Source organism: Pantoea sp. NSTU24 (assembly GCF_050157905.1).
GTDB lineage: Bacteria > Pseudomonadota > Gammaproteobacteria > Enterobacterales > Enterobacteriaceae > Pantoea.
Map to the genome: position 1 here is coordinate 1,831,107 of NZ_JBKIWZ010000001.1, position 25,880 is coordinate 1,856,986.

The 25,880-nt window shown below is 54.8% G+C and carries 24 protein-coding genes, 1 pseudogene and 1 other annotated feature; of the genes and pseudogenes, 17 read left to right on the top strand and 8 right to left on the bottom strand.

Annotation, left to right across the window (positions count from 1 at the left end; translation table 11 throughout):
* Window positions 1-10: 10 nt before the first annotated feature.
* The 5 genes and pseudogenes from ACLHDD_RS08810 to ltnD all read right to left on the bottom strand — a co-directional run bounded on the left by ACLHDD_RS08810 (window position 11) and on the right by ltnD (window position 5,080).
* A pseudogene (locus tag ACLHDD_RS08810) lies at window positions 11-1,368 on the bottom strand (GntP family transporter).
* Between the two features lie 122 nt (window positions 1,369-1,490).
* Window positions 1,491-2,276 carry an HPr family phosphocarrier protein gene (locus ACLHDD_RS08815; RefSeq protein WP_427103802.1) on the bottom strand — a complete coding sequence of 262 codons (786 nt, stop codon included), beginning with the start codon at window positions 2,274-2,276 and terminating at the stop codon, window positions 1,491-1,493.
* Complete coding sequence (locus tag ACLHDD_RS08820; RefSeq protein WP_427103803.1) at window positions 2,276-2,920, bottom strand: aldolase; 645 nt, start codon at window positions 2,918-2,920, stop codon at window positions 2,276-2,278. The genes ACLHDD_RS08815 and ACLHDD_RS08820 overlap by 1 nt, the downstream gene beginning before the upstream one ends.
* Window positions 2,913-4,175, bottom strand: coding sequence for a 3-oxo-tetronate kinase (gene otnK, locus ACLHDD_RS08825; protein WP_427105191.1), 1,263 nt, complete (start codon window positions 4,173-4,175; stop codon window positions 2,913-2,915). Before otnK ends, ACLHDD_RS08820 begins: the two co-directional genes overlap by 8 nt.
* A complete protein-coding gene (gene ltnD, locus ACLHDD_RS08830; protein WP_427103804.1) occupies window positions 4,175-5,080 on the bottom strand; it encodes an L-threonate dehydrogenase in 906 nt (301 codons plus the stop codon). The genes otnK and ltnD overlap by 1 nt, the downstream gene beginning before the upstream one ends.
* A gap of 266 nt (window positions 5,081-5,346) precedes the next feature.
* Here ltnD and ygbI point away from each other — a divergent pair, with 266 nt between their 5' ends.
* On the top strand, window positions 5,347-6,108 hold the full coding sequence (gene ygbI, locus ACLHDD_RS08835; protein ID WP_427103805.1) for a DNA-binding transcriptional repressor YgbI: 762 nt from the start codon (window positions 5,347-5,349) through the stop codon (window positions 6,106-6,108).
* 94 nt (window positions 6,109-6,202) lie between these two features.
* On the opposite strand, the gene ACLHDD_RS08840 is transcribed toward ygbI, so the two are convergent.
* Complete coding sequence (locus tag ACLHDD_RS08840) at window positions 6,203-7,561, bottom strand: APC family permease (RefSeq protein WP_427103806.1); 1,359 nt, start codon at window positions 7,559-7,561, stop codon at window positions 6,203-6,205.
* 403 nt (window positions 7,562-7,964) lie between these two features.
* Window positions 7,965-9,380: a glutamine synthetase family protein gene (locus ACLHDD_RS08845; RefSeq protein ID WP_427103807.1), complete on the bottom strand. Its 1,416-nt coding sequence runs from the start codon at window positions 9,378-9,380 to the stop codon at window positions 7,965-7,967.
* Window positions 9,381-9,584: 204 nt separating this feature from the next.
* Here ACLHDD_RS08845 and puuD point away from each other — a divergent pair, with 204 nt between their 5' ends.
* The 7 genes from puuD (at window position 9,585) to ACLHDD_RS08880 (ending at window position 17,310) form a co-directional block, all read left to right on the top strand.
* Complete coding sequence (gene puuD, locus ACLHDD_RS08850) at window positions 9,585-10,352, top strand: gamma-glutamyl-gamma-aminobutyrate hydrolase (RefSeq protein WP_427103808.1); 768 nt, start codon at window positions 9,585-9,587, stop codon at window positions 10,350-10,352.
* Window positions 10,345-10,902, top strand: coding sequence for an HTH-type transcriptional regulator PuuR (puuR, locus tag ACLHDD_RS08855; RefSeq protein ID WP_427103809.1), 558 nt, complete (start codon window positions 10,345-10,347; stop codon window positions 10,900-10,902). Before puuD ends, puuR begins: the two co-directional genes overlap by 8 nt.
* Window positions 10,903-10,921: 19 nt before the next feature.
* Window positions 10,922-12,199 carry an NAD(P)/FAD-dependent oxidoreductase gene (locus tag ACLHDD_RS08860; protein ID WP_427103810.1) on the top strand — a complete coding sequence of 426 codons (1,278 nt, stop codon included), beginning with the start codon at window positions 10,922-10,924 and terminating at the stop codon, window positions 12,197-12,199.
* 413 nt (window positions 12,200-12,612) lie between these two features.
* Window positions 12,613-12,972 carry a GtrA family protein gene (locus ACLHDD_RS08865; RefSeq protein ID WP_427103811.1) on the top strand — a complete coding sequence of 120 codons (360 nt, stop codon included), beginning with the start codon at window positions 12,613-12,615 and terminating at the stop codon, window positions 12,970-12,972.
* A complete protein-coding gene (locus ACLHDD_RS08870) occupies window positions 12,969-13,892 on the top strand; it encodes a glycosyltransferase family 2 protein (protein WP_427103812.1) in 924 nt (307 codons plus the stop codon). The genes ACLHDD_RS08865 and ACLHDD_RS08870 overlap by 4 nt, the downstream gene beginning before the upstream one ends.
* Window positions 13,893-14,099: 207 nt before the next feature.
* Window positions 14,100-15,542: a glucosyltransferase domain-containing protein gene (locus ACLHDD_RS08875; protein ID WP_427103813.1), complete on the top strand. Its 1,443-nt coding sequence runs from the start codon at window positions 14,100-14,102 to the stop codon at window positions 15,540-15,542.
* A 274-nt stretch (window positions 15,543-15,816) separates the two neighbouring features.
* Window positions 15,817-17,310, top strand: coding sequence for a glucosyltransferase domain-containing protein (locus ACLHDD_RS08880; protein WP_427103814.1), 1,494 nt, complete (start codon window positions 15,817-15,819; stop codon window positions 17,308-17,310).
* A 324-nt stretch (window positions 17,311-17,634) separates the two neighbouring features.
* On the opposite strand, the gene ACLHDD_RS08885 is transcribed toward ACLHDD_RS08880, so the two are convergent.
* On the bottom strand, window positions 17,635-18,462 hold the full coding sequence (locus ACLHDD_RS08885) for an SDR family oxidoreductase (RefSeq protein WP_427103815.1): 828 nt from the start codon (window positions 18,460-18,462) through the stop codon (window positions 17,635-17,637).
* A gap of 179 nt (window positions 18,463-18,641) precedes the next feature.
* Here ACLHDD_RS08885 and hisL point away from each other — a divergent pair, with 179 nt between their 5' ends.
* The 9 genes from hisL to hisIE all read left to right on the top strand — a co-directional run bounded on the left by hisL (window position 18,642) and on the right by hisIE (window position 25,866).
* The gene (hisL, locus tag ACLHDD_RS08890) at window positions 18,642-18,689 is read left to right on the top strand and encodes a his operon leader peptide (RefSeq protein WP_100396937.1); all 48 of its coding nucleotides are present in this window, start codon (window positions 18,642-18,644) and stop codon (window positions 18,687-18,689) included.
* Window positions 18,665-18,784: a sequence feature (His leader region), on the top strand. (Overlaps the previous gene by 25 nt.)
* Before the next feature lie 47 nt (window positions 18,785-18,831).
* Window positions 18,832-19,731, top strand: coding sequence for an ATP phosphoribosyltransferase (hisG, locus tag ACLHDD_RS08895; protein WP_061062857.1), 900 nt, complete (start codon window positions 18,832-18,834; stop codon window positions 19,729-19,731).
* A 3-nt stretch (window positions 19,732-19,734) separates the two neighbouring features.
* Window positions 19,735-21,039, top strand: a complete 1,305-nt coding sequence (gene hisD / locus ACLHDD_RS08900) for a histidinol dehydrogenase (protein WP_427103816.1) — start codon at window positions 19,735-19,737, stop codon at window positions 21,037-21,039.
* Window positions 21,036-22,112 carry a histidinol-phosphate transaminase gene (hisC, locus tag ACLHDD_RS08905; RefSeq protein WP_427103817.1) on the top strand — a complete coding sequence of 359 codons (1,077 nt, stop codon included), beginning with the start codon at window positions 21,036-21,038 and terminating at the stop codon, window positions 22,110-22,112. The genes hisD and hisC overlap by 4 nt, the downstream gene beginning before the upstream one ends.
* Window positions 22,109-23,176 carry a bifunctional histidinol-phosphatase/imidazoleglycerol-phosphate dehydratase HisB gene (gene hisB / locus ACLHDD_RS08910; RefSeq protein WP_427103818.1) on the top strand — a complete coding sequence of 356 codons (1,068 nt, stop codon included), beginning with the start codon at window positions 22,109-22,111 and terminating at the stop codon, window positions 23,174-23,176. Before hisC ends, hisB begins: the two co-directional genes overlap by 4 nt.
* Entirely contained in the window at window positions 23,176-23,766 is a 591-nt protein-coding gene (gene hisH / locus ACLHDD_RS08915) for an imidazole glycerol phosphate synthase subunit HisH (protein WP_427103819.1), read from the top strand. The genes hisB and hisH overlap by 1 nt, the downstream gene beginning before the upstream one ends.
* A complete protein-coding gene (gene hisA / locus ACLHDD_RS08920) occupies window positions 23,766-24,503 on the top strand; it encodes a 1-(5-phosphoribosyl)-5-[(5-phosphoribosylamino)methylideneamino]imidazole-4-carboxamide isomerase (RefSeq protein WP_427103820.1) in 738 nt (245 codons plus the stop codon). The genes hisH and hisA overlap by 1 nt, the downstream gene beginning before the upstream one ends.
* Window positions 24,485-25,261 (top strand): imidazole glycerol phosphate synthase subunit HisF, encoded by a 777-nt coding sequence (gene hisF / locus ACLHDD_RS08925; protein WP_427103821.1) that lies wholly within the window; start codon window positions 24,485-24,487, stop codon window positions 25,259-25,261. Before hisA ends, hisF begins: the two co-directional genes overlap by 19 nt.
* Window positions 25,255-25,866 carry a bifunctional phosphoribosyl-AMP cyclohydrolase/phosphoribosyl-ATP diphosphatase HisIE gene (hisIE, locus tag ACLHDD_RS08930; RefSeq protein ID WP_427103822.1) on the top strand — a complete coding sequence of 204 codons (612 nt, stop codon included), beginning with the start codon at window positions 25,255-25,257 and terminating at the stop codon, window positions 25,864-25,866. Before hisF ends, hisIE begins: the two co-directional genes overlap by 7 nt.
* Window positions 25,867-25,880: the final 14 nt, after the last annotated feature.

A 25,880-nucleotide genomic window follows, 5' to 3' on the forward strand; every position in this document is an offset into this window, starting at 1 on the left:
ACAGCGTGAATTACAGCAGCGTCCACACCAGCCAGGTCAGCGCAAAACCACATAATCCCATCAATGTCGTCAGTACCGTCCAGCTACGCAGCCCGTCAGCGACCGACAGCCCGAGATAACGGGTAACCACCCAGAAGCCGGAATCATTGACGTGTGACAGCCCCAGCGCACCGAAACAGGCGGAGAGCGCGACCAGCACCAGCTGCATCTCGCCCAGCCCCGCTACAGCGGTGCTCAGCAGTCCGCAGGTTGTCACAATCGCGACCGTTGCTGAGCCCTGCGAGGCGCGCAGCGCCAGAGAGAGATAAACGCCGCCGGGATGAGGGGCAGATGAATGGTCTGCAGCGAACCCGCCAGCGCTTTACCAACACCCGACTCCACCAGTACCTTACCAAACGCCCCCCCGGCGCCTGAGACTAAAATCACGCCCGCCGCGGTGGAGATAGCGTTGTTCGACAGCGTCTCCAGCTTCTCTGCCGTCCAGCCGCGCCGCAGTCCCAGCAACCAGGCGGCGAGCGCCAGCGTGATCAGCAGGGCGACCGCCGGGGATCCGACAAGCGTCAGGATCTGCAGCGGCAGGCTGCCCGGCGTAAGATGCGGTGGCAGCAGGGTCCCGAGCATAATCAGCAGGATCGGCAGAACGATCAAGCCCGAAATCAGCAGCGCCCCCGGAGCCTCTTTGTTGCTGCCAGGCGTCGTCTGGCCGGAGGGTTCTGTCAGCTGCAGCTGCTCCAGCACCTGGACGGAGAGGTGATATTTTTTGCGGTTTAGCGCTTTAGCGATGAAGTAACCAACGATGCCCGTGGGGATCGACAGGGCGATACCGATCATCATCAGCCAGCCAAGATCCGCATTCAGCAGGCCCGCCGCCGCTGCCGGTCCCGGATGGGTAGGCACCGTCACATGCACCATCAGCATCATCCCCGCCATCGGTAAGCCGAATTTCAGCGGCGAGACGCGCATCACCTTGGTAAAACCGTAAATCAGCGGCACCACGATGATAAATCCGACGTCAAAAAAGACCGGCAGCCCTAAGATAAAGGCGACGGTCGTCAGCGCAGCGACCATGCGCTGTGGCCCGCAGAGCTGAGCAAAGCGGTTCGCCAGCCGGTCCGCGCCGCCCGATGTCTCTATGATGGCGCCGAGAATCGCGCCCAGCACGATAATGGCGGCAATACTGCCGAGCAGGCTCCCCATCCCGCCCAGTATCACCTTCATGATGTTTTCGGCCGGAATACCGGTGGTGATGGCGACGAACAGGCTGGCAATCAGCAGAGCAATAAAGGGATGGACTTTGGCTTTGATCACCAGCAACAACAGCAGAATCACGCTGACCAGCGCGATGGATAACAGCAGCGTAGTGGACATCGGAAGACCTCTGATTAATTATAATTTTCAGTACGTTATGTTTTTTAATTCAGCACTGGTGTTATTAAGCTGCAGCGACTCACCCCGTCTGGCGGCCAGATGGGATGAGTTGCTGCGGATGATCAGTGGCGTGTGCGCCAGGGGGCAAACCAGCCCAGGCCTGCCGTGGTCGTCGTGCGCGGAAAATATTCGCAGCCTACCCAGCCGGTGTAGCCGACCTCATCCAGCAGCGCAAAGAGCCAGGGATAGTTAACTTCTCCCTCATCCGGCTCATGGCGATCCGGAGCAGAGGCGATCTGCACGTGGCGATAGCGTCCGGCATAGTGGCGGATCAGGTGGCTGAGGTTGCCATCCACCCGCTGTGCATGGAACAAATCGAGCTGGGTGAAGACGTTGGGCCGGTCGATCTGATCGACCATCTCCAGCGTCTGATACTGGCTGGCGTAGAGATAGCCAGGTTTGGTGACCGGATTAAGCGCCTCGATCAGCAGATGGATGCCGTGCGGCGCAAAGCGTTCCGCTGCATAGCGCATGTTGGCGATAAAAGTGTCAACGTAACGCTGACGGTCGGCACCGGGCGGCACCGTCGCCGCCATGATGTGCACCTGCGGGCAGTTCAGCGCCAGCGCGTAGCTCAGGGCGCGATCGATATCCGCTCTGGCTTCCGTTTCCCGTCCGGGGATGGCCGACACGCCCCACTCTCCCGCCGCGACGTTACCGGGTGCGGTATTGAACAGCACCAGTTGCAGCTGGTTTTCATCCAGCCACGCTTTGATCTGCGTGGCGGGATAGTCGTAGGGAAACAGGAACTCGACCGCCGTAAATCCGGCTTCCGCCGCCGCCGCAAAGCGTTCAGCAAAGGGCAGCTCGGTGAACTGCGTTGAGAGGTTAGCAGCAAACTTTGGCATTATCGGCTCCTTAACTCAGCCACTTCGGCTTCGTTGAGATAACGGATCGAACGGTCACCCAGGGTGAAAATCAGACGGGCCGTCTCTTCCAGCTCTTCCGTATTGTCGGCCGCTTCCCGCAGGGATTTCCCTACGACCACCGGACCATGATTCGCCAGCAAAAAGGCGCGGTAGTGCGGCGCCAGCGCGGCCAGATCCTCAGCCAGTCGTTCATCGCCCGGCTTGTAGTAAGGCACCACGGGGACGTCACCGACCCGCATTACCACATAGGGGGTGAAGGGACGAATGCAGTTTGTGGTGTCCAGACCCTCCAGGCAGGAGAGCGCCGTCAGGTAATGGCTGTGCAGATGCACCACTGCCCGGCAGTCGGGATTGTTCAGATAGAGCGCGCGGTGAAACGCGATCTCTTTGGAGGGCTTATCACCGGAAAGCCACGCCCCCTGAGGCGTCACCTTCGACAGACGGTCGCCCTGCAGTTCTCCCAGACAGGAGCCGGTCGGCGTCGCCAGCAGATTGCCATCCTCCAGCAACATCGACAGATTGCCCGCCGAGCCGGTGGCGTAGCCGCGCTGAAAGAAAGAGGCACCCAGACGCACCATCTCGTCGCGCGCCTGCTGCTCAGCGGAAGAGATTGATTCAGACATAAGTAAACTCCGTTTGCGCCCGGCGGAAGAAATCTTCGTCGCCAAAATTGCCCGATTTCAGCGCCAGTGAGAGCGGCTGATGAATATCGCGAACCCAGGGTACACCGGGAGAGATCGTCGGGCCGATGTGGAAGGCCGTCACGCCCAGACTCTGCGCCACCACGCCGGAGGTTTCACCGCCCGCCACGATAAAGCGCTGCCAGCCCCGCTGTTTCAGCTCACGAGTAACGGCGGCAAACAGCTGTTCGACTGCCTCGCTGCTGCGCGCGGCGCCATAGCGCTGCTGGATGGCCTGCAACTGCTGCGCATCCGCGGTGGCAAACAGCAGCGGTGCCAGCGTCTGATGATGGTTAGCCTCCACCCAGTCGCACAGCTGGCGGGCATAACCCTCTGTATCCTCCAGGCAGGGCGCAACCTCCACTTCACAGGCTGGTGCCAGCTGGCGATAAGCGGCGACCTGACGGTTGGTCATCTGAGAGCAGGAGCCAGACAGCACCACGGCGCGCTCGCCCTGCGGACGGCCCGCCTGTTCAGCGCCGGCATTCGTTTGTGCGCCCGCCCACTGCCGCGCCAGACCGATCGCCAGCCCGGAGCCGCCGGTCACCAGCCGCAGATCCCGTACGGCCTCACCCAGCGTCAGCAGATGATCCTGATGCAGCGCGTCCGTGACCACGTAATTGACACCCTGCTCCGCGAGCTGTTCCAGCGCCTCACGAACTGCGGCGGCACCCCGGTCAACCTGCGATGCTGCAATCAGACCCGCGTTGCCGCTGGCCTGGGCACTCATCACGCGCAGCAGGTTGCTGTCATGCATCGGCGTCACCGGATGGTCCCGCATCCCCGACTCGGACAGCAGCTGGTCGCCGACGAACAGATAGCCCTGATAGACAGTGCGTCCGTTCACCGGCAGCGCCGGGCAGATCACCGTCTGCGTCTCACCCAGGGCCTTTAACAGCGCGTCGGTCACCGGACCAATATTGCCCTGCGCGGTGCTGTCGAAGGTCGAGCAATATTTAAAGTAGAAACGCTGGCAGCCCTGCTGCTGCAGCCACGCCAGCGCGGCCAGCGACTGTTCAACAGCCTGTTCCGGCGGGCAGGAGCGGCTCTTCAGGCTGACCACAATTGCCTGCGCTTCCGTGATCGTTTCCCCACCGGGGATGCCGTTAAACTGAATCGTGCTGAGACCGTTCTGCACCAGAAAACTGGCGATATCCGTTGCTCCGGTAAAATCGTCTGCTATCACACCAAGACGCATCACTTTTTCTCCCAGGCCTGCGGCAGCGTGATACCGCTAAAGATTTTAATGACCGCGCTGTCATCTTCGCGCCCGTAGCCAGCGTTGCTGGCTTCGGTAAACATGTTGAGCGCGACAGAGGCCAGCGGCAGCGGGAAGTGCAGCGACTTTGCGGTATCGGCGACCAGGTTCAGATCTTTCACAAAGATATCGACGGCCGATTTCGGGCTGTAGTCGCCATCGACGACGTGCTTCATGCGGTTTTCGAACATCCACGAATTGCCCGCCGCATGAGTCACCACCTCATACATGGTTTCCAGCGGGATACCGGCGCGGGCGGCCAGCGCCATCGCTTCTGCGCCGACGGCGATATGGACGCCCGCCAGCAGCTGATGAATGATTTTCACTGTCGAGCCAAGGCCGATCTCACTGCCGACGCAGTAAACTCTGGCCGCCACCGCCTCCAGCACGCGCTGTAGTTTTGCAAAAGCGGCCTCACTGCCGGAGGCCATCACCGTCATCTCTCCGCTGGCGGCTTTGGCCGCGCCGCCCGACACCGGTGCATCCAGCATCAGCAACTGATAGTGCGTCAGCTGCTGTTCGATCTGCTGCGCATCCCGGGCGGAGAGCGTGGAGGAAACCATTACCACCGTGCCAGGACGCAGTTTTGCCGCCAGACCATCCTCGCCGAACAGGATCGCGTTGACCTGCTGCGCGTTGACAACCAGCAGCAAAACGGCGTCGAGCTGGTCAGCAAACGCGGATGCCGAGGATTGCGCGTCGCGCGCACCGGCCTGGCGCAGGGTTTCCAGCGCAGCAGGATTAAGATCCACGCCCCAGGTATTCAGCCCGGCGCGCAGACAGGATTGCGCGGCTCCCATGCCCATAGAGCCCAACCCGATAACACAGATATTTTCAGCTGGCATGTCAGCCCCCACTGTTAAATTAAGTGATTATTTGTTTGTTACTGTTAATCCTGCCAGCTTCCTGCCGGTAAAAACGTGTCTCGCCTCACAAAAAAACATCATCGATGTGAAGCGGAACAATTTTTAACATCGCCCGCTCTGGCGCACTATGGCTGGCCTGCCTGCCTCTCTGCGACGCGGAGCCGGACGGCGGCTGCTATTTTCTGTTCTGGTTAAGCAGCAGATCCCTTACAATGTGAAAAAATGGTAATTGTCAGGGAGCAGATATGATTCCGGTTGAACGTCATCAACAGATTCTTGCGCTGGTGGCCGATCGCGGCGTAGTCAGTATTGCTGAACTTACGGAGCGGCTGGGAGTGTCACACATGACCATCCGCCGCGATGTGCAGAAGCTGGAGGAACAGGGCGCCGTGCTGTCGGTGTCGGGCGGCGTACGCTCTGCCGATCGCCTGGCGGCTGAACCCTCGCATCTGACGAAGAGCGCCCTGTTCAACGATGAGAAACGTGCGATTGGCCGGACCGCCGCACGGCATATTCCCCGTAACAGCTGCATTTATCTGGATGCCGGCACCACCACCCTCGCCCTGGCGAGGGAGCTGGTGGATCGCGATGATCTGCTGGTGGTGACCAACGACTTTATGGTGGCAAATCTGCTGATGGAGGCGAGTCAGTGCCGGGTGATCCACACGGGCGGCACCGTGTGTCGCGAAAACCGCTCCTGTGTCGGGGAGTCGGCGGCGCGCAGTCTGCGGCATCTGGCCATCGATATTGCGTTTATCTCCGCCTCCTGCTGGGGGCCGCGCGGCCTGTTTACGCCGGATGAAGATAAAGTGATGGTCAAGCAGGCTGTCTGTGACGTAAGCAGCAAGCGAGTCCTGCTGAGTGACAGCTCGAAGTACAACAGGATTGCGACATTTCTGGCATTGCCGCTGGAAACGTTTGATCAGGTAGTGACCGACAAAAAACTGGGCGAAGCAGCGCTGGCGCAGTTGAGCGCGGGAAGCTGGGAACTGATGCTGGCGGGTTAGGTTTGTGGCAGGAGTAACAAGAGACGGGAAGCCGGTGCGGCTGTGAGGCTGTCGCCGCCTTCCCGGCATCAGGAAGGCGGCAACCTTAACGCAATCAGACTTCTTCGCTGAACTGCGGCACCGGATTACGGAAGCTGCGGGTCACGAATGCCAGGTAGAGAATACCAATGGCGGCCCAGATCAGGCCCAGCACCATTGAACTCTCTTCCAGATTCACCCACAGCGCCCCAACGGTCAGTGCGCCCAGCAGAGGCAGCAGCAGATACTGAACATGGTCTTTCAGCGTACGGTTACGCTTCTCACGTATCCAGAACTGCGCGATAACTGACAGGTTAACAAAGGTAAACGCGACCAGCGCACCGAAGTTAATCAGCGCAGTAGCAGTCACCAGGTCGAAATTAATCGCCATCAGCGCAATCGCGCCCACCAGCAGAACGTTCAGCGACGGGGTACGCCATTTGGGATGGATATAACCGAAGAAACGCTCCGGGAATACGCCATCACGTCCCATCACATACATCAGGCGTGACACGCCCGCATGCGCCGCCATACCGGATGCCAGCACCGTGACCACCGAGAAGATCAGGATACCGACCTGCAGCGCTTTTCCGGCTACAAACAGCATGATTTCAGGCTGTGAAGAGTCCGGGTCCTGGAAACGTGTGATGTCCGGGAAATAAAGCTGCAGGAAATAGGATGCCGCGATAAAGATCACACCGCCAATCAGCGCCGTCAGGAAAATAGCGCGTGGAATGGTGCGTTCTGCATCTTTTGTCTCTTCCGACAGTGAGCTGATGCCATCAAAGCCGAGGAACGAGAAGCAGAGTATTGTCGCACCGGTAATCATCGGCACCACATGCGCATTCTCAGACCAGAACGGACGGCTGCTCACCAGCGTGCCGGCACCGACGCCGCTTGCCACACCGTAGATCACCATGCCGGTGATCCCGACCATGACGACGACCTGCAGCACCACAATCACGCTGTTAAAGTTGGCGACGGTTTTGATGCCCTTGAGGTTAGAGAGCGTCATAAAGCCGACCAGCAGCACCACAAAAATCCACGACGGGATACCCGGCACCAGTGATTCGAAATAGTTTTTCGCCAGCAGGATGTTGATCATCGGCATGAACAGGTAGTCCAGCAGCGATGACCAGCCAACCATAAAGCCGACGTGCGGACTGATTGCCTTCTGAGCATAGGTATAAGCGGAGCCCGCAGAGGGGAAGCGGCGTACCAGCTTACCGTAACTCACAGCAGTGAACAGTATCGCAATCAGCGCGAAAGCATAGGCGGTGGCGACGTGACCATCGGTCAGCCCGGAAACGATGCCAAAGGTATCGAACAGGGTCATAGGCTGCATATAGGCTAAGCCCATCATGACGACCGGAAGTAACGTAAGTGTTTTTTTGAGCTGCGCACGCTGTGGTGCGGCGGAGGTATTAAGCGACATGCTTCAGTCCCCCATGTGCGACAACCTGGCTGGGTTGGGTCACAGGGCAACTGCGCATTAAGCGACAGGGAGTCAGGCTGGTAGTGGACACGGCGCCGTAGTCATCACGAAAACGCGTACCAGCATTCGCTGGCAGAGTGTAAAACATCCCCATCTTTGTAATCCTCAATCTCACGCGTATGCGTGTTTTCAGTGTTTATCTATCCGGGTGCGTGCCCGGCCTCGGTTAAGTCAGCAAAAACGCTCTGTTAAAACTGGATGCAAAAAAAATAACCGGCGCTAAGAGCGACGGTTATCATCTGATTTTGCAGGCCGCGTATTCTGCCCTAACCCGCAGCAGGAATTCAAGCCGTCGGGGCATCTTATGCAAAAAAATTACGCCAGTTTGCACATAAAAGGGGCATCAGGCGTTTTTCAGCATCCAGTCGATTTCCGTCGCGGTCACCAGCCGCTCAAACTGCATCAGTTCATAGTTCTTACAACTGTGCCAGACGCTGGCAAAGCGTTCGCCCAGCAGCTTCTGCAGCGGATAGCTGCTGTCGAACTCATATAGGGCATCGCTCTGACGGATCGGCAGCGCCAGCCCTTCGGCCTGATGACCGTTGCCGGTGACCGGATGCGGCAGCGGCAACTGGGTGTCCAGGCCGTGCAGCATCCCGGCCAGAATGGCCGACACCACCAGATAAGGGTTTGCATCCGCCCCCGCAACCCGGTATTCAATACGATGATTGTCAATATCCCCACAGGGAACCCGCAGCGCCACAGTCCGGTTGTTGTGGCCCCACGACGCCTGTAACGGCACATAGGCGTCGGGCACAAAGCGCCGGTACGCGTTGACGTTGGGTGCCAGCAGTGCCATTGAAGCGGGCATCAGATCGATCATGCCAGCCAGCGCACGCTTCATCAGCGGGGAATCACTGCCGTCGTCGCAGGCGAAGGCGTTGTGGTCAGCCGCGTCCAGCATGCTGATATGCACATGCATCCCGCTGCCCGCATACTCCTCATAAGGCTTCGCCATAAAGGTGGCGGTCATGCCGTGATTCTCCGCCACCTGACGAATCAGTCGCTTGAGCTGAATCGCGTGATCACAGGCGCGCAGAACGTCGCGGGTGTGATGCAGGTTGATCTCAAATTGTCCGGGCGAAGCCTCCGCCAGCGCGCCGTCGGCCGGAATCCCCTGCAGGCGTGCCAGATCGTCGATATCGCGCAGGACATCAGCAAAGTGATCGAGGTTATCAACTGAGTAGACCTGACTCTGCATATTGCGTTCGTCGCTGCCCGGCGAGCACGGCGGCTGAATGAAGCCTTCCGCATCGCGCTTTTTGTCCACCAGATAGAACTCCAGCTCTACCGCTACCACCGGAAACAGCCCGCGGTTACGCAGCTGTTGCCACAGCCGGTTAAGGACATTTCGGGGTTCAACGTCAAAGGGAGTGCCATCTTGGTTACACATAGTCAGCAGCAGCTGGGCAATATGCTGAGGGTCAGACGCGGAGGGAACTAAGGTACCGGAAACGGGCAGGCAGAGATTATCAGGTTCGCCCAGTGACTGGCCGAGTCCCGCTTCTTCTACCGTGTTGCCAAGGATATCCATCGCAAACACCGAAGCAGGGAAATAACACCCTTTTTCCAGCTTAGGCAGCGCAGAGACCGGAATGCGCTTGCCGCGGAACACACCATTTAAATCATTTAACAGGATATCGACATACTGTGTGTCAGGATGGCGCTCCAGCCAGGTTTTCACCTCAAGCTGGAACGCGCTGGTTCGTTTCTCTTCACTATGCAGCGTGAAGTCTTCCACTTCTACCAGGTTAGTCATGATCTCACCCGCCCCTGTAAGGTTTGCGTAATGCTCAAAATAACGGCCACAACACTAACATAGCGCCAACATAAAAAGTGTGCAAATGTAACAAATCTGTTTGAAGAACAAACAGTGGATTGCTAGATTGAAAAAATATTGCACACTTAACCGCCAGACGTGCCCTATCGGTAGATATTTCGAACAGCGATGCGAGGACGTGAGATGGGCATTATTTTTGACAAGCCGTTGATTGGTGTAGTGATGTGCCAGAAAGATCTGGGCGGCCATGCCACTCAGACGGTTCACAACAAATATATCGATGCGCTTGTCCAGGCAGGCGGCGTCCCTCTCGCTTTGCCTCACAGCCTGCTCGCAGCGCCCCATCTATCAGAAAACGCTATGGCTGTGCTGGATGGTCTGCTGCTGACCGGCAGTCCCAGCAATATCGAGCCCTGGCATTATGGCGAGGCGGGCGAGGAGCCGCACGCCGATCCCGGCCGCGACCGTCTCGCCTTCCAGCTCATTACCTGGGCCACCAGCCATAAAATGCCGATGTTCGGAATCTGCCGCGGCATGCAGGAGCTGGTGGTAGCGAACGGCGGCGCGCTCTGGCGGGATCTTGATGAACAGCCGGGCCTGCAGGGGCATCACGAAGATGAGACGCAGTCTCTTAATGAACAGTATGCGCCTGCGCACACTGTCACCATCGAGCCGGACGGCCTGCTGGCGACCCTGCTGGACAGCCACCCGCCGCTGCAGGTTAACTCACTCCACCATCAGGGTATCCGCGAGCCGGGTCCGCAACTGCGCGTTGAAGCGCGCGCGCCGGATGGGCTGATTGAGGCAGTGAGCCTGCGCCATCACCCTTTTGCCCTGGCGGTGCAGTGGCATCCCGAATGGCAGCCGGAACAGACGGCGGGATCGCAGGCGCTGTTCAGCGGTTTTATTCAGGCAGCCCTTCACTATCACAGAGGAAAAGAGGATGAGTGACGCCACACTGGCACCGGGACGCCGACTGGCACAGATCCGGCAGACGCTGGGCCTGTCGCAGCGACGTGTGGCGGAAATGGCCGGACTGACCCACAGCGCCATCAGCACTATCGAACAGGATAAGGTCAGCCCGGCCGTCAGCACGCTGCAGAAACTGCTGAAAGTTTATGGGCTGTCGCTGTCAGAGTTCTTTTCCGAACCGAAACCGGACGCTGCGCCCAGGGTGATTGTCCGCCCCGGCGAGTTGCTGGAGATTGGCAGCCAGGGTGTTTCGCTTAAGCTGATCGACAACGGTAAAACGCAGCGCACGCTGGGCATGCTGCTGGAAACCTATCAGCCCGGCGCCAGCACGGGCGAAAAACTGCGCCATCCGGGTGAAGAGACCGGCACACTGCTGGAAGGCGAAATCACGCTGGTGATTAATGGCCAGTCGTTTCATCTCATTGCCGGAGAGAGCTACGTCATCGATACCGGTCTGCCACACAGCTTTACTAATCGGGCTGAAATTCCCTGCCGCATTGTCAGTGCCCATACGCCAGCCAATTTTTAGGCGCTTCCTGGAGGTTGTTATGAATTACGTGGAGAGTTATTACGCAGCGACCGCCAATCCCCATGCGCCCTGGCCGACATTACAGGAGAGCATTCAGTGTGACGTCTGCATTATCGGCGGCGGTTTTACCGGCCTGTCGGCGGCACTTCATCTGACCGAGGTGGGTTACGATGTGGTGGTACTGGAGGCGGCGCGGGTCGGCTTCGGTGCCAGCGGACGAAACGGCGGTCAGGTGGTGAACTCCTACAGCCGCGATGTGGATGTGATTGAGCAGCGCTACGGAAAAGAGAGCGCCCGGATGCTGGGCAATATGATGTTCGAAGGGGCAGCGATCATCCGCGATCGCATCGATCGTTACGCGATCGCCTGTGATTACCGGCCTGGTGGCATCTTTGCGGCCCTGAATGCGCGTCAGATGGCGCACCTGGAAAAGCAGAAAACATTGTGGCAGCAGTATGGCAACCACGACCTGGAACTGCTGGATGAGCGCGCCATTCGCCGGGAAATCGCCACCGAGCGTTACGCGGGGGGGTTGCTGGACAGGCGCGGCGGCCATCTGCATCCGCTGAATCTGGCGCTGGGTGAAGCCGAGGCAATTCGCCGGCATGGCGGGCGCATCTATGAACAGTCTGCCGCAACAAAGGTCGTTTATGGCTCACCTAACCGGGTGAAAACGGCCCAGGGTGAGGTCAGTGCCACTTTCGTGATCTTTGCGGGTAACGCCTATCTGGCTCCGCAGCTGGAACCGCGACTGAGCCGAAAAAGTATGCCGTGTGGCTCGCAGATTGTTGCAACTGAGCCACTGTCGCCCGATCAGGCCCTGTCACTGCTGCCGAACAACTACTGCGTTGAAGATTGTAACTACCTGCTGGACTATTTCCGTCTGACTGCGGATAACCGCCTGCTGTATGGCGGCGGTGTCGTTTATGGCGCACGCGAACCTGCTGACATTGAAGCCCTGATTCGGCCCAAACTGCGCCGTACTTTCCCCCAGTTGCAGAACGTGAAGCTGGACTTTGGCTGGAGCGGCAATTTCCTGCTCACGCTCTCGCGCATGCCACAGTTTGGCCAGCTGGAAAAAAATGTCTATTTTATGCAGGGCGACAGCGGTCACGGTGTGACCAGCACCCATCTTTCCGGCCGGCTGATCAGCGAACTGCTGCGTGGCAATGCTGAGCGGTTTAATGCCTTCGCCCGCCTGCCCCATCTGCCGTTTCCCGGCGGCCGACGCTTCAGCGTGCCGCTGACTGCGATGGGCGCAGTGTGGTATGCGTTGCGGGATCGGCTGGGGGTTTAAGATTATCTAATCGTGCCGCTCGGCAAGACGCTCTGGTTGTCAGAAGTGTGGACTTTATCGATTTCTGGCGATAATCAGGTTGATAAGTTTTAAGGGATAAACTCATCAACCTCTACTGCAACGTTCTGAGGCGGCTGATGCTTAACTCGTAACTCTTCATCTGTTTCAGGGCACCAATGCCACGGGATTTTCATAAGAACACTAAGGGTCGCTAATTTTTTTGCTGAAAGCGGCCTCGTCTTGTACCTCCTGCTCCACATCATGAGAAATCGCAGGCCTCTGTATGGCCCTTTTCATCCAATAGACCGCCTTGACGGGCTTCCCCGAGTCACTCACTTAACGCTCTAACAATTTCTTGATCCTGACGCTGGCAAGTGTCAGGATTTGCCCCTCACTTTTTACAGAATTTTGCCATGCTGAAACTTTTTGCAAGATACATGTCAGTTGGTGTCATTAACACGCTAATTCATTGGGCCACCTTTGCTATCTGTGTCGCAAGTGGGCTACAGCAATCACTCTCCAACTTTATTGCGTTCTGTGTTGCTGTCACCTTCTCTTTCTTTGCTAACGCAAAATGGACGTTTGGTTCTGAAGCCACTACTACGCGATACATCATGTATGTAGTTTTCATGGGGATGGTGGCTGTCATGGTTGGTGCATACGCCGATCGCATGAAGGTGAATCCAATTATCACCCTCGTCGTCTTCTCAGCAATCAGTCTGGTATGCGGTTTTGTCTACTCCAAATTTATTATTTTCAGAGATAAGAAATGAAGATATCGCTTGTTGTTCCCGTGCTGAACGAGCAGGAAGCCCTTCCTGTTTTCTATCAGACTGTAAGAAATTACACCCCACTCGCAGATGATGAAATCGAGATTGTTTTCATCAACGATGGCAGCACAGACAACACCGAGTTTCTGATTAAGTCGATCATGCAGAATGACGCGCTGGTGAAATATGTCTGCTTTACGCGCAACTTTGGTAAAGAGCCTGCCCTTTTCGCTGGTCTGGAAGCATCGACCGGGGATGTCGTCATTCCTATCGATGTAGACCTGCAGGATCCCATTGAGGTTATCCCCCTTCTGGTTTCGAAATGGGAGGAAGGTGCAGATGTCGTGCTGGCTAAGCGCGTAGACCGCTCATCTGACAGCCACCTGAAGCGTAAAAGTGCGGAGTGGTTCTATAAGCTGCATAATATGATCAGCAAGCCCCAGATAGAGGAAAACGTCGGCGATTTCCGGCTGATGTCGCGACATGTTGTTGATAACATCAAGCTTCTGCCTGAACGAAATCTGTTCATGAAGGGCATTCTTTCCTGGGTCGGTGGCAAAACAGAGGTTGTCGAATATACTCGTGCTGAGCGCGTCGCTGGATCGACAAAATTCAACGGATGGAAGCTATGGAATCTGGCACTTGAGGGCATAACGTCTTTCTCTACATTTCCTTTGCGCATGTGGACGTATATCGGTTTCTTTGTAGCCGGTCTCTCTTTCTTATACGGCGTATGGATGATTGCAGATAAGATTATCTGGGGTAATCCTGTGGCGGGTTATCCGTCCATTTTGGTTTCAATTCTGTTCCTTGGCGGCATTCAGCTTATCGGGATTGGGGTGCTGGGAGAGTATATTGGCAGAATTTATATTGAGACCAAGCAGAGGCCGCGATATATCGTTAAAAATCAGGCTGACAGATAGATGTCGGGCTGATGTGTGTCAGATAAACGATGGAAAATCGACAAGGTATTTTCAATCCCTTTGATATTGATTATCCGATAGTGTTGCGCAGCTTTTTCTAAAAAGGCTAATGTGTTTGCAGGCCTTATGACCTGAGTTTACGTTAATAGACCTGATTCATGTTTATTAATAAAAGTTTTTGATTTATTTTGAAATCAGAGAGAAGAGATGATTAAAGAAAACTTAAATTATGATGCACGAATACTGACTTTTGCATCGTCATTATTTTTCTGCTTGATAGCCTATGGATTTTCGTTATCAAATCACACTATTTCCATAGACGTCGACGTTATGGATAACTATTTGCATACCATTGATTTAGGTCGATGGGGTCATGCAGTCTTAAAAAAATATGTTTTCCATGAGCCCTGGATACCATTTTTTTCTCTGGCATTTTCACTATTATGCTTATCAATTTGTTCTGTCGTTATTGTTAAGTATTTACAGTTATCCAGAACAGAGAGCTTCCTATTTTCGGCGCTTTTTGTAACGTTTCCACAGATGGCGTACCAATTACAGTTTAGCAATCAGGCCGAAACCGTTGGATTAGCACTACTTGCATGTTGTTATAGCCTGATAGTTTATTCATCCGGTACATATAAAAGCAAAATCACATTCATTATAATTAACGTGCTGGTTATATCTATTTATCAGTCATTTGTTTTCCTTCCCATTACTCTTATCGCTCTTTTCCACCTAAAAAAAATGGCAGACTGCCATGGTTCGCTCAAAAAATGGTTATATGATTCTTTTTCTGTATCACTTTTAACAATCATATCGGTAGCGATCTATTTCTGTATTTCAAAGTTATTTAAATCCCATTATCATATTAATGATGTGAGCTATTTTTCAGCCTTAATTGCTTGGGGGAAAATTGATTTTTTCGATGCCGTCATCGGGGTTTACAAATTTATACTATATCAATGCTACCTTATTACCTGGTATGGTTTTAACCTTTATTTTCTAACAGCAATCGCTATAGTTGCAATCGTAGTAAGTTCAGCGAAGAAAGATATTCGCTTCTTGTTACCATCAATCATTTTGTCTTGCATCGCTATCCTGTCACCCTTTATCTTAAATATTTTGATAGGCGCAGGGACGCCAGCAAGAACATTAAGCCAGATTCCATTAGTGTTTGCCGCAATTTTGGTAATTGGCATGCAAGCGATAAAGAAAGATTTTATCAAATATTTTATTGCCATCACAATTGCCTTATCCAACTGTGCATATGTAAACATCCTTTTTTATTCTGACAAGATTTCTGAAGATCAGACATATTCGATTTCATCCTCAATCATTAATACTATGTATCGCACATACCCGGAAACAGCGATCAAAGAAACTCCTGTGTACTTCTCTGGTAAAATAAATTTAAAAAACCCATGGAAACCAGAGAGAGCAGATGAATTTGGCATTTCGTTTTATGAAAGAGGCGAATCAGATAGAATTGGTAACTATATCAGAAATACAGGCCTGGCTAATATTTTGCAAGTTGGTAAATACAGCGTCAGCAATGCTCAAAAAGAAGCATTACAAACAATGCCTTCATGGCCACAAGATGGCTACATCAAAGAAATTGACGGGAAAATATTAGTAAAGCTTTCAAACTAACAGAAGTGCCCCTGCGGGGGCATTCACTAGACCTAAGTCTATGAATTCAACCGTTGATACTATTTTCATTAATTACTTTTCGGGATTGATAATGGCACCCAGCACTTTCAAATCTACTCAATTTTTTTCAGCTGTTGAAGCGAGAATCGGTCTAACTCACAAAAGCAATTTAAAAAAATGAAGTGAAAAAAGCATTAGCGCAGAAGATTCACATCTCAGAAATTATAAATCAGATTTTTATTGGCTAGTGAAAAATTACTCAGAGAAATTAAATATGCTTAAGAAGATCCCACTCAAAACAGAGGCATCTCTCACAGCTTTTATAACGTCGCTACTCGTCCTGTTCATTGTCTATAACTTTGAACTCACGCACTTCACTCTCTCTATAGATGAAGAGTTTAGCAACAACATTGCCCACACGATCAGCATGGGGCGCTGGGGCCATGCGCTGCTCAAGTCAACGATTTTCCCTGAGCCGTTTATTCCTTTTTATACAGAAATGCTGTCTCTGGTCATCCTTGCCTTGTCAGCTGCCTTTATCGCAAAAACTCTAGAGCTGAACACGTTACAATCCGTCTTCTTCTCTATTCTCTATTCTGCCCTGCCTCAGTTTGCGTATCAGTTAGAATTTTCCAACCAATCAGATACTCTTGCTACAGCGGTACTCTTAGCATCTGTCTCGACTTACCTGATATTGCGAAAAAAAGGCGTATTATTGAGTTTGATATCACCTGTTATTGCGTTAACTTTTTCAGTTTCCATCTACCAATCGATCATTCTTCTTCCTGTTTCAATAATAGCAGCTTACGTTTGTCATGTTATTATCAAAAATCAGGATGTAAGGTTTAAAAGTGTAATTTTAAAGCCAATTCTCGTTTTATTCTTGTCTGCCGTCGCTTATTCATTATTAACGAAAATCATTCAATGGCACTTTGGTAAAAGCTCAGAGTCCTATTTTATTAATATGATTGGCTGGATTCACCAACCCGCTGATGAAACCCTAAAGTCTGTAGTATTGTTTATAGTCGATTACTTTTCTTTTAATGCGCCATACGGTCTGGGTATGTATTCCACATCCCTGTTGTTATTATTGATTACTTTTAGCAGAAAACTGAATCACCGCCTGTGGTTCCTGCTGTCCGCATTGGTTTTGATATTATCGCCGTTTCTGATGAACGTGATAATTGGTGGATTTTTGCCTCCGAGGGCGATGAATTGTCTCGCTGTATCTTTTGCCGTATCTGGTATAATTATCTTTTCTCACTACGCTGAAAATAAGATATTGTGGGCCATTCCTCTGATAGCATTATTGTACGGGACTGCTTCATCCAGCAAACTTTTTTATACGGATTATTTGTCCTATAATCAGGATTATAACGTATCATCATCTATTGCTAACGACATTTACAGATTTATTGATATGCCTCCAGACAGGCCTGTCCGGGTCTATTTTTTTGGTGCACTCAATGTCAATTCGGTGGATAAGCCTGCAAACCACGATATGTTTGGAAGCTCTTTCCTTAACTGGGATGCGGGTAACTCTGCACGAATTTCAGCTTTTATGAACGCAACCGCTATCGCAAAAATTATTCCGGCTTCGTTTGATGAAGTAAAGTCTGAAATAGATAAGATTAATTCAGCACCATTATGGCCTAATAAGAATGCCATCTTCAAAGTGAATAATGTTATAGTGGTAAAACTGGGCTCAGCACCAGGGAACTGTATTAACGGCGTATCTAAAAGTACAGATCCTACCCGTTGCCTGTAAAAAAGAAAGCCCCTGTGGGGCTTTCTTTTTATTCAACATACTTATAAGACCATGAATCAACTCAGAAATTGCTGGCCGGTTTTTAGCTTTTATTTATCTTAAACAAGTTAAAACACTCCGAGCTTTACTCATTGACACAGCATATTGATTTCTGCTCCTCAAAGAGATGGCTGCAGAGACTAATCATCAATCATGATTTGAAATACCAGACCGCCTCTGTCTGACTTATTATTGCAAGTACGGACGGAATATTTATCACTTCGCCCGAGTCAGAAATCACCTTCCACTTGCACTAAAAGTATCTGACATTTCGTTGAATGCCCCCTACTCCAGCGGCATTTTCACCGGATCGTCATAGCGATACTCAAACCCAAGTTCACTACAGATGCGCGAGCCATCAATCAGCTTGCCGCTCTCTTTCACCGCCTCGGGCGCAAACTGCGGCGGCTGCAGGCCAAGCTGACGCGTGACTGCCGGATAGAAGGTGTCGCGCGATGGATGTTCAGGCGCGCACAGATTGTAGATCCGGCCCCCTTTCGGCGACTGCAGCAGCAGCGTAATCGCTTCCACCACATCATCCAGATGCACCAGATTCACGCCCTGCGAACCGTTAGCGACATCCAGCTTACCCGCCAGGAACCGGCCGGGATGACGCTTCGGCCCGACCAGACCAGCCAGGCGCACAATATCCACACTGGTGCCCGGCAGATCGTGCAGCCAGTTTTCCAGTCTGACCAGGGTTTTTCCGGCGATTGTTTCAGCATCCAGTGGGCTGTTCTCCCGTTTAGGGCCGGACCGGCTGCCATAGACGGAAGTGGAACTGGTGAAGATAATGCGTGGCACCTTATAGACCAGTGCCGTATCAACTACGTTCTGTACCGCCTGAAGATAGGCCTCACCCCCTTCTGCGGTCCGGCTGGCCGGCAGCGTGACGACGAGCGCATCAGCATTAAACAGCGGCTCGATATCTGCGGCTTCACAAATCAGTTCCGGCGTCAGCTCCAGCTGAAATGCCTCGATGCCGCAGCGGCGCGCCGCATCCACCCCATCTGGCGTGGTTTTACTGCCGGTAACCTGCCAGCCCCGGGCTGTTAACGCCGTGGCCAGCGGCATGCCCAACCAGCCCAGCCCCACAATCGCGACCTTTTTCATTTTGACTCCTGACGTGAAACATCAACCCTGACTTCACCGTAGTTTGCGCCTGGATTGCAAACCGGAACAACCTGTTTCAGTGCTTTCCGAACGTCATGTTTAAAAAAGTGTTGCCAAGTGCAGTCATCTTCGCTAGGTTAAACCCCACAAATGAATACTCATTCATCGACGAGATTATTATGACACGCGTTCAGTTCAACCATCATCACCACCATCATCCTGACTAGTCTTTCAGGCAATTGGTGCTGGAAGACTTTCAAGATCTTCCAGTGGTGTGAACGCAAGAGAACCCCGGAAGATCGTCTTCCGGGGGTTTTTTTATGGCTGACGTAACCATCGATTCAGGACAGAATTATGAGGACAGGAACCATGTTAGATAACACCCGTTTACGCATAGCTATGCAGAAATCCGGCCGTTTAAGTGATGATTCACGCGAATTGCTGGCGCGCTGCGGCGTTAAAATCAACCTTCAGCAACAGCGCCTGATTGCGTTTGCGGAGAATATGCCTATCGACATCCTGCGCGTGCGCGATGACGATATTCCTGGTCTGGTCATGGATGGTGTGGTTGACCTGGGCATCATTGGCGAGAACGTGCTGGAAGAAGAATTACTCTCGCGCCGTGCTCAGGGTGAAGATCCCCGCTATTTTACGTTGCGCCGTCTGGACTTCGGCGGTTGCCGTCTGTCACTGGCCATGGCAACCGACGCCGAGTACACCGGCCCGGAATGCCTGGATAAGTCCCGCATCGCCACCTCCTACCCGCACCTGCTGAAACAGTACCTCGACAAAAAAGGCGTCAGCTTCAAAACCTGTATGCTGAACGGATCTGTGGAAGTCGCGACCCGCGCCGGTCTGGCTGACGCCATCTGCGACCTGGTTTCTACCGGTGCGACGCTGGAAGCCAACGGCCTGCGCGAAGTGGAAGTGATCTACCGTTCGAAAGCAGTCCTGATTCAGCGCGACGGCGAGATGCCCGCCGCCAAGCAGGAGCTGATCGACAAGATGATGACCCGTATTCAGGGCGTGATCAAAGCGCGTGAATCGAAATACATCATGCTGCACGCGCCGAGCGAGCGTCTGGAGGAGGTAATCAGCCTGCTGCCTGGTGCTGAACGTCCAACCGTGCTGCCGCTGGCAGGCGATGTCAGCCGCGTGGCGATGCACATGGTCAGCAGCGAAACGCTGTTCTGGGAAACCATGGAAAAACTGAAAGCACTGGGTGCCAGTTCCATTCTGGTGCTGCCTATTGAGAAGATGATGGAGTAAGCCATGGCCTTTTCTACCCCTATCGAGTGGCAGGCGTGCACTGCCGAACAGCAGCAGGCGCTGCTGTTACGTCCGGCTATTGCCGCGTCAGAGAATGTCACGCTGACGGTGCGTAATGTGCTGGAGCAGGTAAAGCAGAACGGTGACGCGGCCCTGCGCGAATTCAGCGCCCGTTTTGATAAAGCCCAGGTGGAGAATCTGCGCGTCACTCCGCAGCAGATTGCAGAAGCCAGCGCCCGTCTGAGCGATGAGCTGAAGCAGGCGATGGCCGTGGCCGTAGGGAATATTGAAACGTTCCATAACGCACAGATTCTGTCGCCGGTGGATGTAGAAACGCAGCCTGGCGTCCGCTGCCAGCAGGTTACCCGCCCGGTAAAATCGGTCGGCCTCTATATTCCGGGTGGCTCCGCTCCCCTCTTCTCAACCGTGCTGATGCTGGCTACCCCTGCGCGCATTGCTGGCTGCAGCCGCGTCGTGCTCTGTTCGCCGCCGCCGATTGCGGATGAAATTCTTTATGCCGCGCAGCTCTGCGGTGTTGAAGAGGTGTTCCAGGTGGGCGGCGCACAGGCTATCGCTGCGCTGGCGTTTGGCACAGAAACCGTGCCGCGTGTGGACAAAATTTTTGGCCCGGGCAATGCCTGGGTGACAGAGGCCAAACGCCAGGTCAGTCAGCGTCTGGATGGGGCAGCGATCGATATGCCAGCCGGACCGTCCGAAGTGCTGGTGATTGCGGACGACGGCGCGACGCCCGCGTTTGTTGCCTCCGATTTACTCTCGCAGGCCGAGCACGGGCCGGACTCGCAGGTCATTCTGCTGACGCCGTCTCTCGCAATGGCTGAAGCCGTTGCGGACGCGGTTGAACAGCAGCTGGCTCAGCTGTCACGCGCCAGCACTGCACGTCAGGCGCTGGAGAGCAGCCGCCTGATCGTGGCCCGTGATCTTGCTCAGTGTGTTGAGATCTCCAATCTCTACGGCCCGGAGCATCTGATTCTGCAGACCCGTCAGCCGCGCGATCTGGTGGAGGCGATCACCAGCGCCGGTTCGGTATTTCTGGGCGACTGGTCACCGGAATCCGCAGGCGACTACGCATCCGGCACCAACCACGTCTTACCGACCTACGGTTACACTTCGACCTGTTCCAGCCTCGGGCTGGCCGATTTCCAGAAGCGTATGACGGTGCAGGAACTGACTCCGCAGGGCTTCCTGAACCTGGCCGCTACCATTGAAACCCTGGCCGCCGCCGAGCAGCTGGATGCCCATAAAAATGCCGTTACCCTGCGCGTTGCCGCACTCAAGGAGCAAGCATGAGTCAGGATATTGAGCAACTGGCACGCGCCAATGTGCGCGCCCTGACCCCCTATATGTCGGCACGCCGCCTTGGGGGAAACGGCGACGTATGGCTGAATGCCAACGAGTTTCCGCTGCCGGTGCCGTTTGAGCTGTCGCAGCAGACGCTGAACCGTTATCCGGAGTGCCAGCCTAAGGTGGTGATTGAACGTTACGCCGCCTATGCAGGCTTAACGCCGGAGCAGGTGCTGGTCAGCCGCGGCGCGGATGAAGCGATCGAACTGATCATGCGCGCCTTCTGCGAGCCGCGTCAGGACGCGATTCTGTTCTGCCCGCCGACCTATGGTATGTACAGCGTCAGTGCCGAAACTATCGGCATCGAATACCGCACCGTTGCGGCGCTCAGCGACTGGCAGCTGAATCTGCCCGCTATTGCGGAGCAGCTGGAAGGGGTCAAGGTGGTTTACCTCTGCAGCCCGAACAACCCGACCGGCAACCTGATTAATCCTGATGACATCCGTCAGTTGCTGGCGATGACCGCGGGTAAAGCCCTGGTGGTCGCAGATGAGGCTTATATCGAATTCTGTCCGCAGGCAACGCTGACCGGCTGGCTGAAAGAGTATCCGCACCTGGTGATCCTGCGCACGCTCTCCAAAGCCTTTGCGCTGGCAGGCCTGCGCTGCGGCTTTGCGCTGGCCAACAAGCCGGTAATCGACCTGCTGATGAAGGTGATCGCGCCCTATCCGCTGGCGACACCGGTAGCTGATGTGGCGGGTCAGGCCCTGAGCGAACAGGGCATCGCCCTGATGCGTGAGCATGTGGCCCAGCTGAATGACAACCGCGGCTGGCTGCTGGCTGAACTGGCGCAGCTGAAGTGCGTCGAGCAGGTTTTCCCCAGTGAAACCAACTATGTGCTGGCACGTTTTACGGATTCACCAAAAGTCTTCAAAACCTTGTGGGATCAGGGCATTATCCTGCGTGATCAGAACAAAAATCCGGGCCTGTCGGGATGCCTGCGCATCTCCATCGGCACGCGTGAAGAGTGCGGGCGAGTGATCGCCGCGCTGCAAGCCTTTTCTGTGGAGCAAGCATGAGCCAGAAGACTCTTTTTATCGACCGCGACGGTACGTTAATCTCTGAGCCACCTGAAGATTTTCAGGTGGACCGTATGGATAAACTGGCATTTGAGCCAGACGTTATCCCGGCGCTGCTGGCGCTGCAGGCCGCCGGTTATCGCCTGGTGATGATCACCAACCAGGATGGGCTTGGCACCTCCCGATTCCCGCAGGCCGATTTCGATGGCCCGCACAATCTGATGATGCAGATTCTGACCTCGCAGGGTATCGCTTTTGACGATGTACTAATCTGCCCGCATCTGCCAGAAGATCACTGCGACTGCCGCAAGCCGAAAACCAGGATGGTGGAGGCCTGGCTGGCTGAGGACGCACTGGACACCCGCAACAGCTACGTCATCGGCGACCGCCTGACCGATGTTGAGCTGGCAAAGAACATGGGCATTCAGGCCATCCATTACGGTGCTGACGGCCAGTGCTGGCAGAGCATTCAGCAGCGTCTGACCCAGCGTGACCGTCATGCGCTGGTGCAGCGCGACACCAAAGAGACGCAGGTCCGTGTCGAACTCTGGCTGGACCGCGAAGGCGGCAGCAAAATTAATACCGGCGTCGGTTTCTTCGACCACATGCTGGACCAGATCGCCGTTCACGGCGGATTCCGCATGCACATCGACGTCAAAGGCGATCTCTACATCGACGATCACCACACGGTGGAAGATACCGGTCTGGCCCTCGGCGAAGCGCTGCTGAAGGCGCTCGGTGACAAACGCGGTATCGGCCGCTTTGGCTTTGTGCTGCCGATGGATGAATGTCTGGCCCGCTGCGCGCTGGACATCTCCGGTCGTCCGCACATCGAATTTAAAGCTGAGTTCAACTATCAGCGCGTCGGCGATCTCAGCACCGAGATGGTCGAGCACTTCTTCAGCTCACTCTCCTACGCCATGATGAGCACCCTGCACCTGAAAACCAAAGGCAAAAACGACCATCACCGTGTCGAGAGCCTGTTTAAAGCCTTTGGCCGTACGCTGCGTCAGGCGATCCGCGTTGAGGGGAATACCCTGCCGAGCTCGAAAGGAGTGCTGTGATGAACGTGGTGATCATGGATACCGGTTGCGCCAACCTCTCGTCGGTGAAATGGGCGATCGAACGTCTGGGCTACACCCCGGAAGTGAGTCGCGATTCCGATGTGGTGCTGCGCGCCGACAAACTCTTCCTGCCCGGCGTGGGCACCGCGCAGGCGGCAATGAATCAGCTGCAGGCGCGTGACCTGATCGATCTGGTCAAAGCCTGTACTCAGCCCGTGCTGGGGATCTGTCTGGGGATGCAGCTGCTGGGACGCGGCAGCGACGAGAATGGTGGCGTGCCGACGCTGGGCATTATTGATGAGCCGGTTTCGCTGATGGAGACACACGGCCTGCCCCTGCCGCACATGGGCTGGAACCAGATCACCGCTCAGGCGGGCAATCATCTGTTCCGTGGCATCGACGAAGGCAGCTATTTCTATTTTGTTCACAGCTATGCCATGCCAGTCAACGCCAGCACCATCGCGCAGTGTCACTACGGTGAAGCCTTCACCGCCGCGGTACAGAAAGATAACTTCTTTGGCGTCCAGTTCCACCCGGAACGCTCGGGTAAAGCCGGTGCGCAGCTGCTGAAAAACTTCCTGGAGATGTAATGATTATCCCCGCGTTAGATTTAATTGATGGCAAAGTGGTGCGTCTGCATCAGGGCGACTATGGCCAGCAGCGCGACTACGGCAGCGATCCGCTGCCGCGTCTGCAGGATTACGTAAGCCAGGGCGCGACCGTGCTGCACCTGGTGGATTTGACCGGCGCGAAAGATCCGGCAAAACGTCAGATTGCGCTGCTGAAAACACTGCTGGACGGCGTCGATGTGACGGTGCAGGTCGGTGGCGGCATCCGAAGCCGTGATGATGTTCAGGCTCTGTTAGCGGCCGGTGCGAGTCGTGTGGTGGTGGGTTCCACCGCTGTAAAACAGCCTGACGAGGTTAAACGCTGGTTTGCAGAGTTTGGTGCCGAGGCGATTGTGCTGGCGCTGGATGTGCGTATTGACGCCAGCAACCGTAAAGAGGTGGCGATCAGTGGCTGGCAGGAAGCGGCGGGCGTCACGCTGGAAGAAGTGATTACCGATTTCCAGCAGGTGGGCCTGAAGCATGTGCTCTGCACAGATATTTCCCGCGACGGTACCCTGAGCGGTTCCAACGTGGCGCTCTATCAGGAAGTGACGGCGCGCTTCCCTGCAGTTGCTTTCCAGTCATCGGGCGGCATTGGCGACCTCAACGATATTGCCGCCCTGCGCGGCTGTGGTGTACAGGGCGTGATTGTCGGACGCGCGCTGCTGGAAGATAAATTTACGGTTTCGGAGGCGATCGCATGCTGGCAAAACGGATAATCCCCTGTCTCGACGTTCGTGACGGTCAGGTGGTCAAAGGCGTACAGTTCCGCAATCACGAGATCATCGGTGACATCGTCCCCCTGGCGCAGCGCTATGCCGCCGAAGGTGCCGACGAGCTGGTCTTTTATGACATCACCGCCTCGTCTGATGGTCGGGTCGTTGATAAGAGCTGGGTATCGCGGGTCGCCGAAGTGATCGATATCCCTTTTTGCGTAGCGGGCGGCATTAAAACGCCGGAAGACGCGGCGCGTATTCTTGAGTTTGGCGCGGATAAGATTTCGATTAACTCTCCGGCGCTGGCAGATCCCTCGCTGATTACCCGGCTCGCCGATCGCTTTGGTGTGCAGTGTATCGTGGTCGGGATCGATACCTGGTTCGATGTTGCCAGCGGCAAATATCAGGTCAATCAGTATACCGGTGACGAAGCGCGTACCCGCGTCACCCAGTGGGAAACGCTGGAGTGGGTGCAGGAAGTGCAGAAGCTGGGTGCAGGTGAGATCGTACTGAACATGATGAATCAGGATGGTGTGCGTAACGGCTATGACCTGGTGCAGCTGAAGAAGATGCGTGACGTCTGCAAGGTGCCCCTGATTGCCTCGGGTGGCGCAGGCACGATGCAGCACTTCCTCGACGCCTTTACTGAAGCAAACGTGGATGGCGCGTTAGCCGCGTCAGTGTTCCATAAACAGATTATTAATATTGGTGAGCTGAAGAGCTTTCTGATCGACAACGGAGTGGAGATTCGCGCGTGCTAACCGAACAACAACTGGCCCTTCTCGACTGGAAAAAAACAGAAGGCATGATGCCGGTCATAGTGCAGCATAACGTCTCCGGCGAAGTGCTGATGCATGGCTACATGAACCCGGCAGCGCTGGAAAAAACCCTGGCTGAAGGCAATGTCACCTTTTTCTCCCGCACTAAAAACCGTTTATGGACCAAGGGCGAAACCTCAGGTCACTTTCTGCATGTCGTGAGCATCACGCCTGACTGTGATAACGACACCCTGCTGGTGCTGGCGAACCCGATTGGCCCGACCTGCCATCTCGGCACCACCAGCTGCTTCTCGCCCGCTGCGCCAGAGTGGACCTTCCTCTATCAGCTGGAGCAGTTGCTGGCCTCGCGTAAAACGGCCGATCCGGAGAGCTCCTATACCGCGCGGCTCTACGCCAGCGGCACCAAGCGCATTGCTCAGAAAGTGGGGGAAGAAGGCGTTGAAACCGCATTGGCGGCAACCGTCAACGATCGCCACGAGCTGACTGATGAAGCCTCCGATCTGGTCTATCACCTGATGGTGCTGCTACAGGATCAGGATCTCGACTTCAGCGCCGTCATCAATAACCTGCGCGCCCGCCATCAGTAAATGTGCACCATACT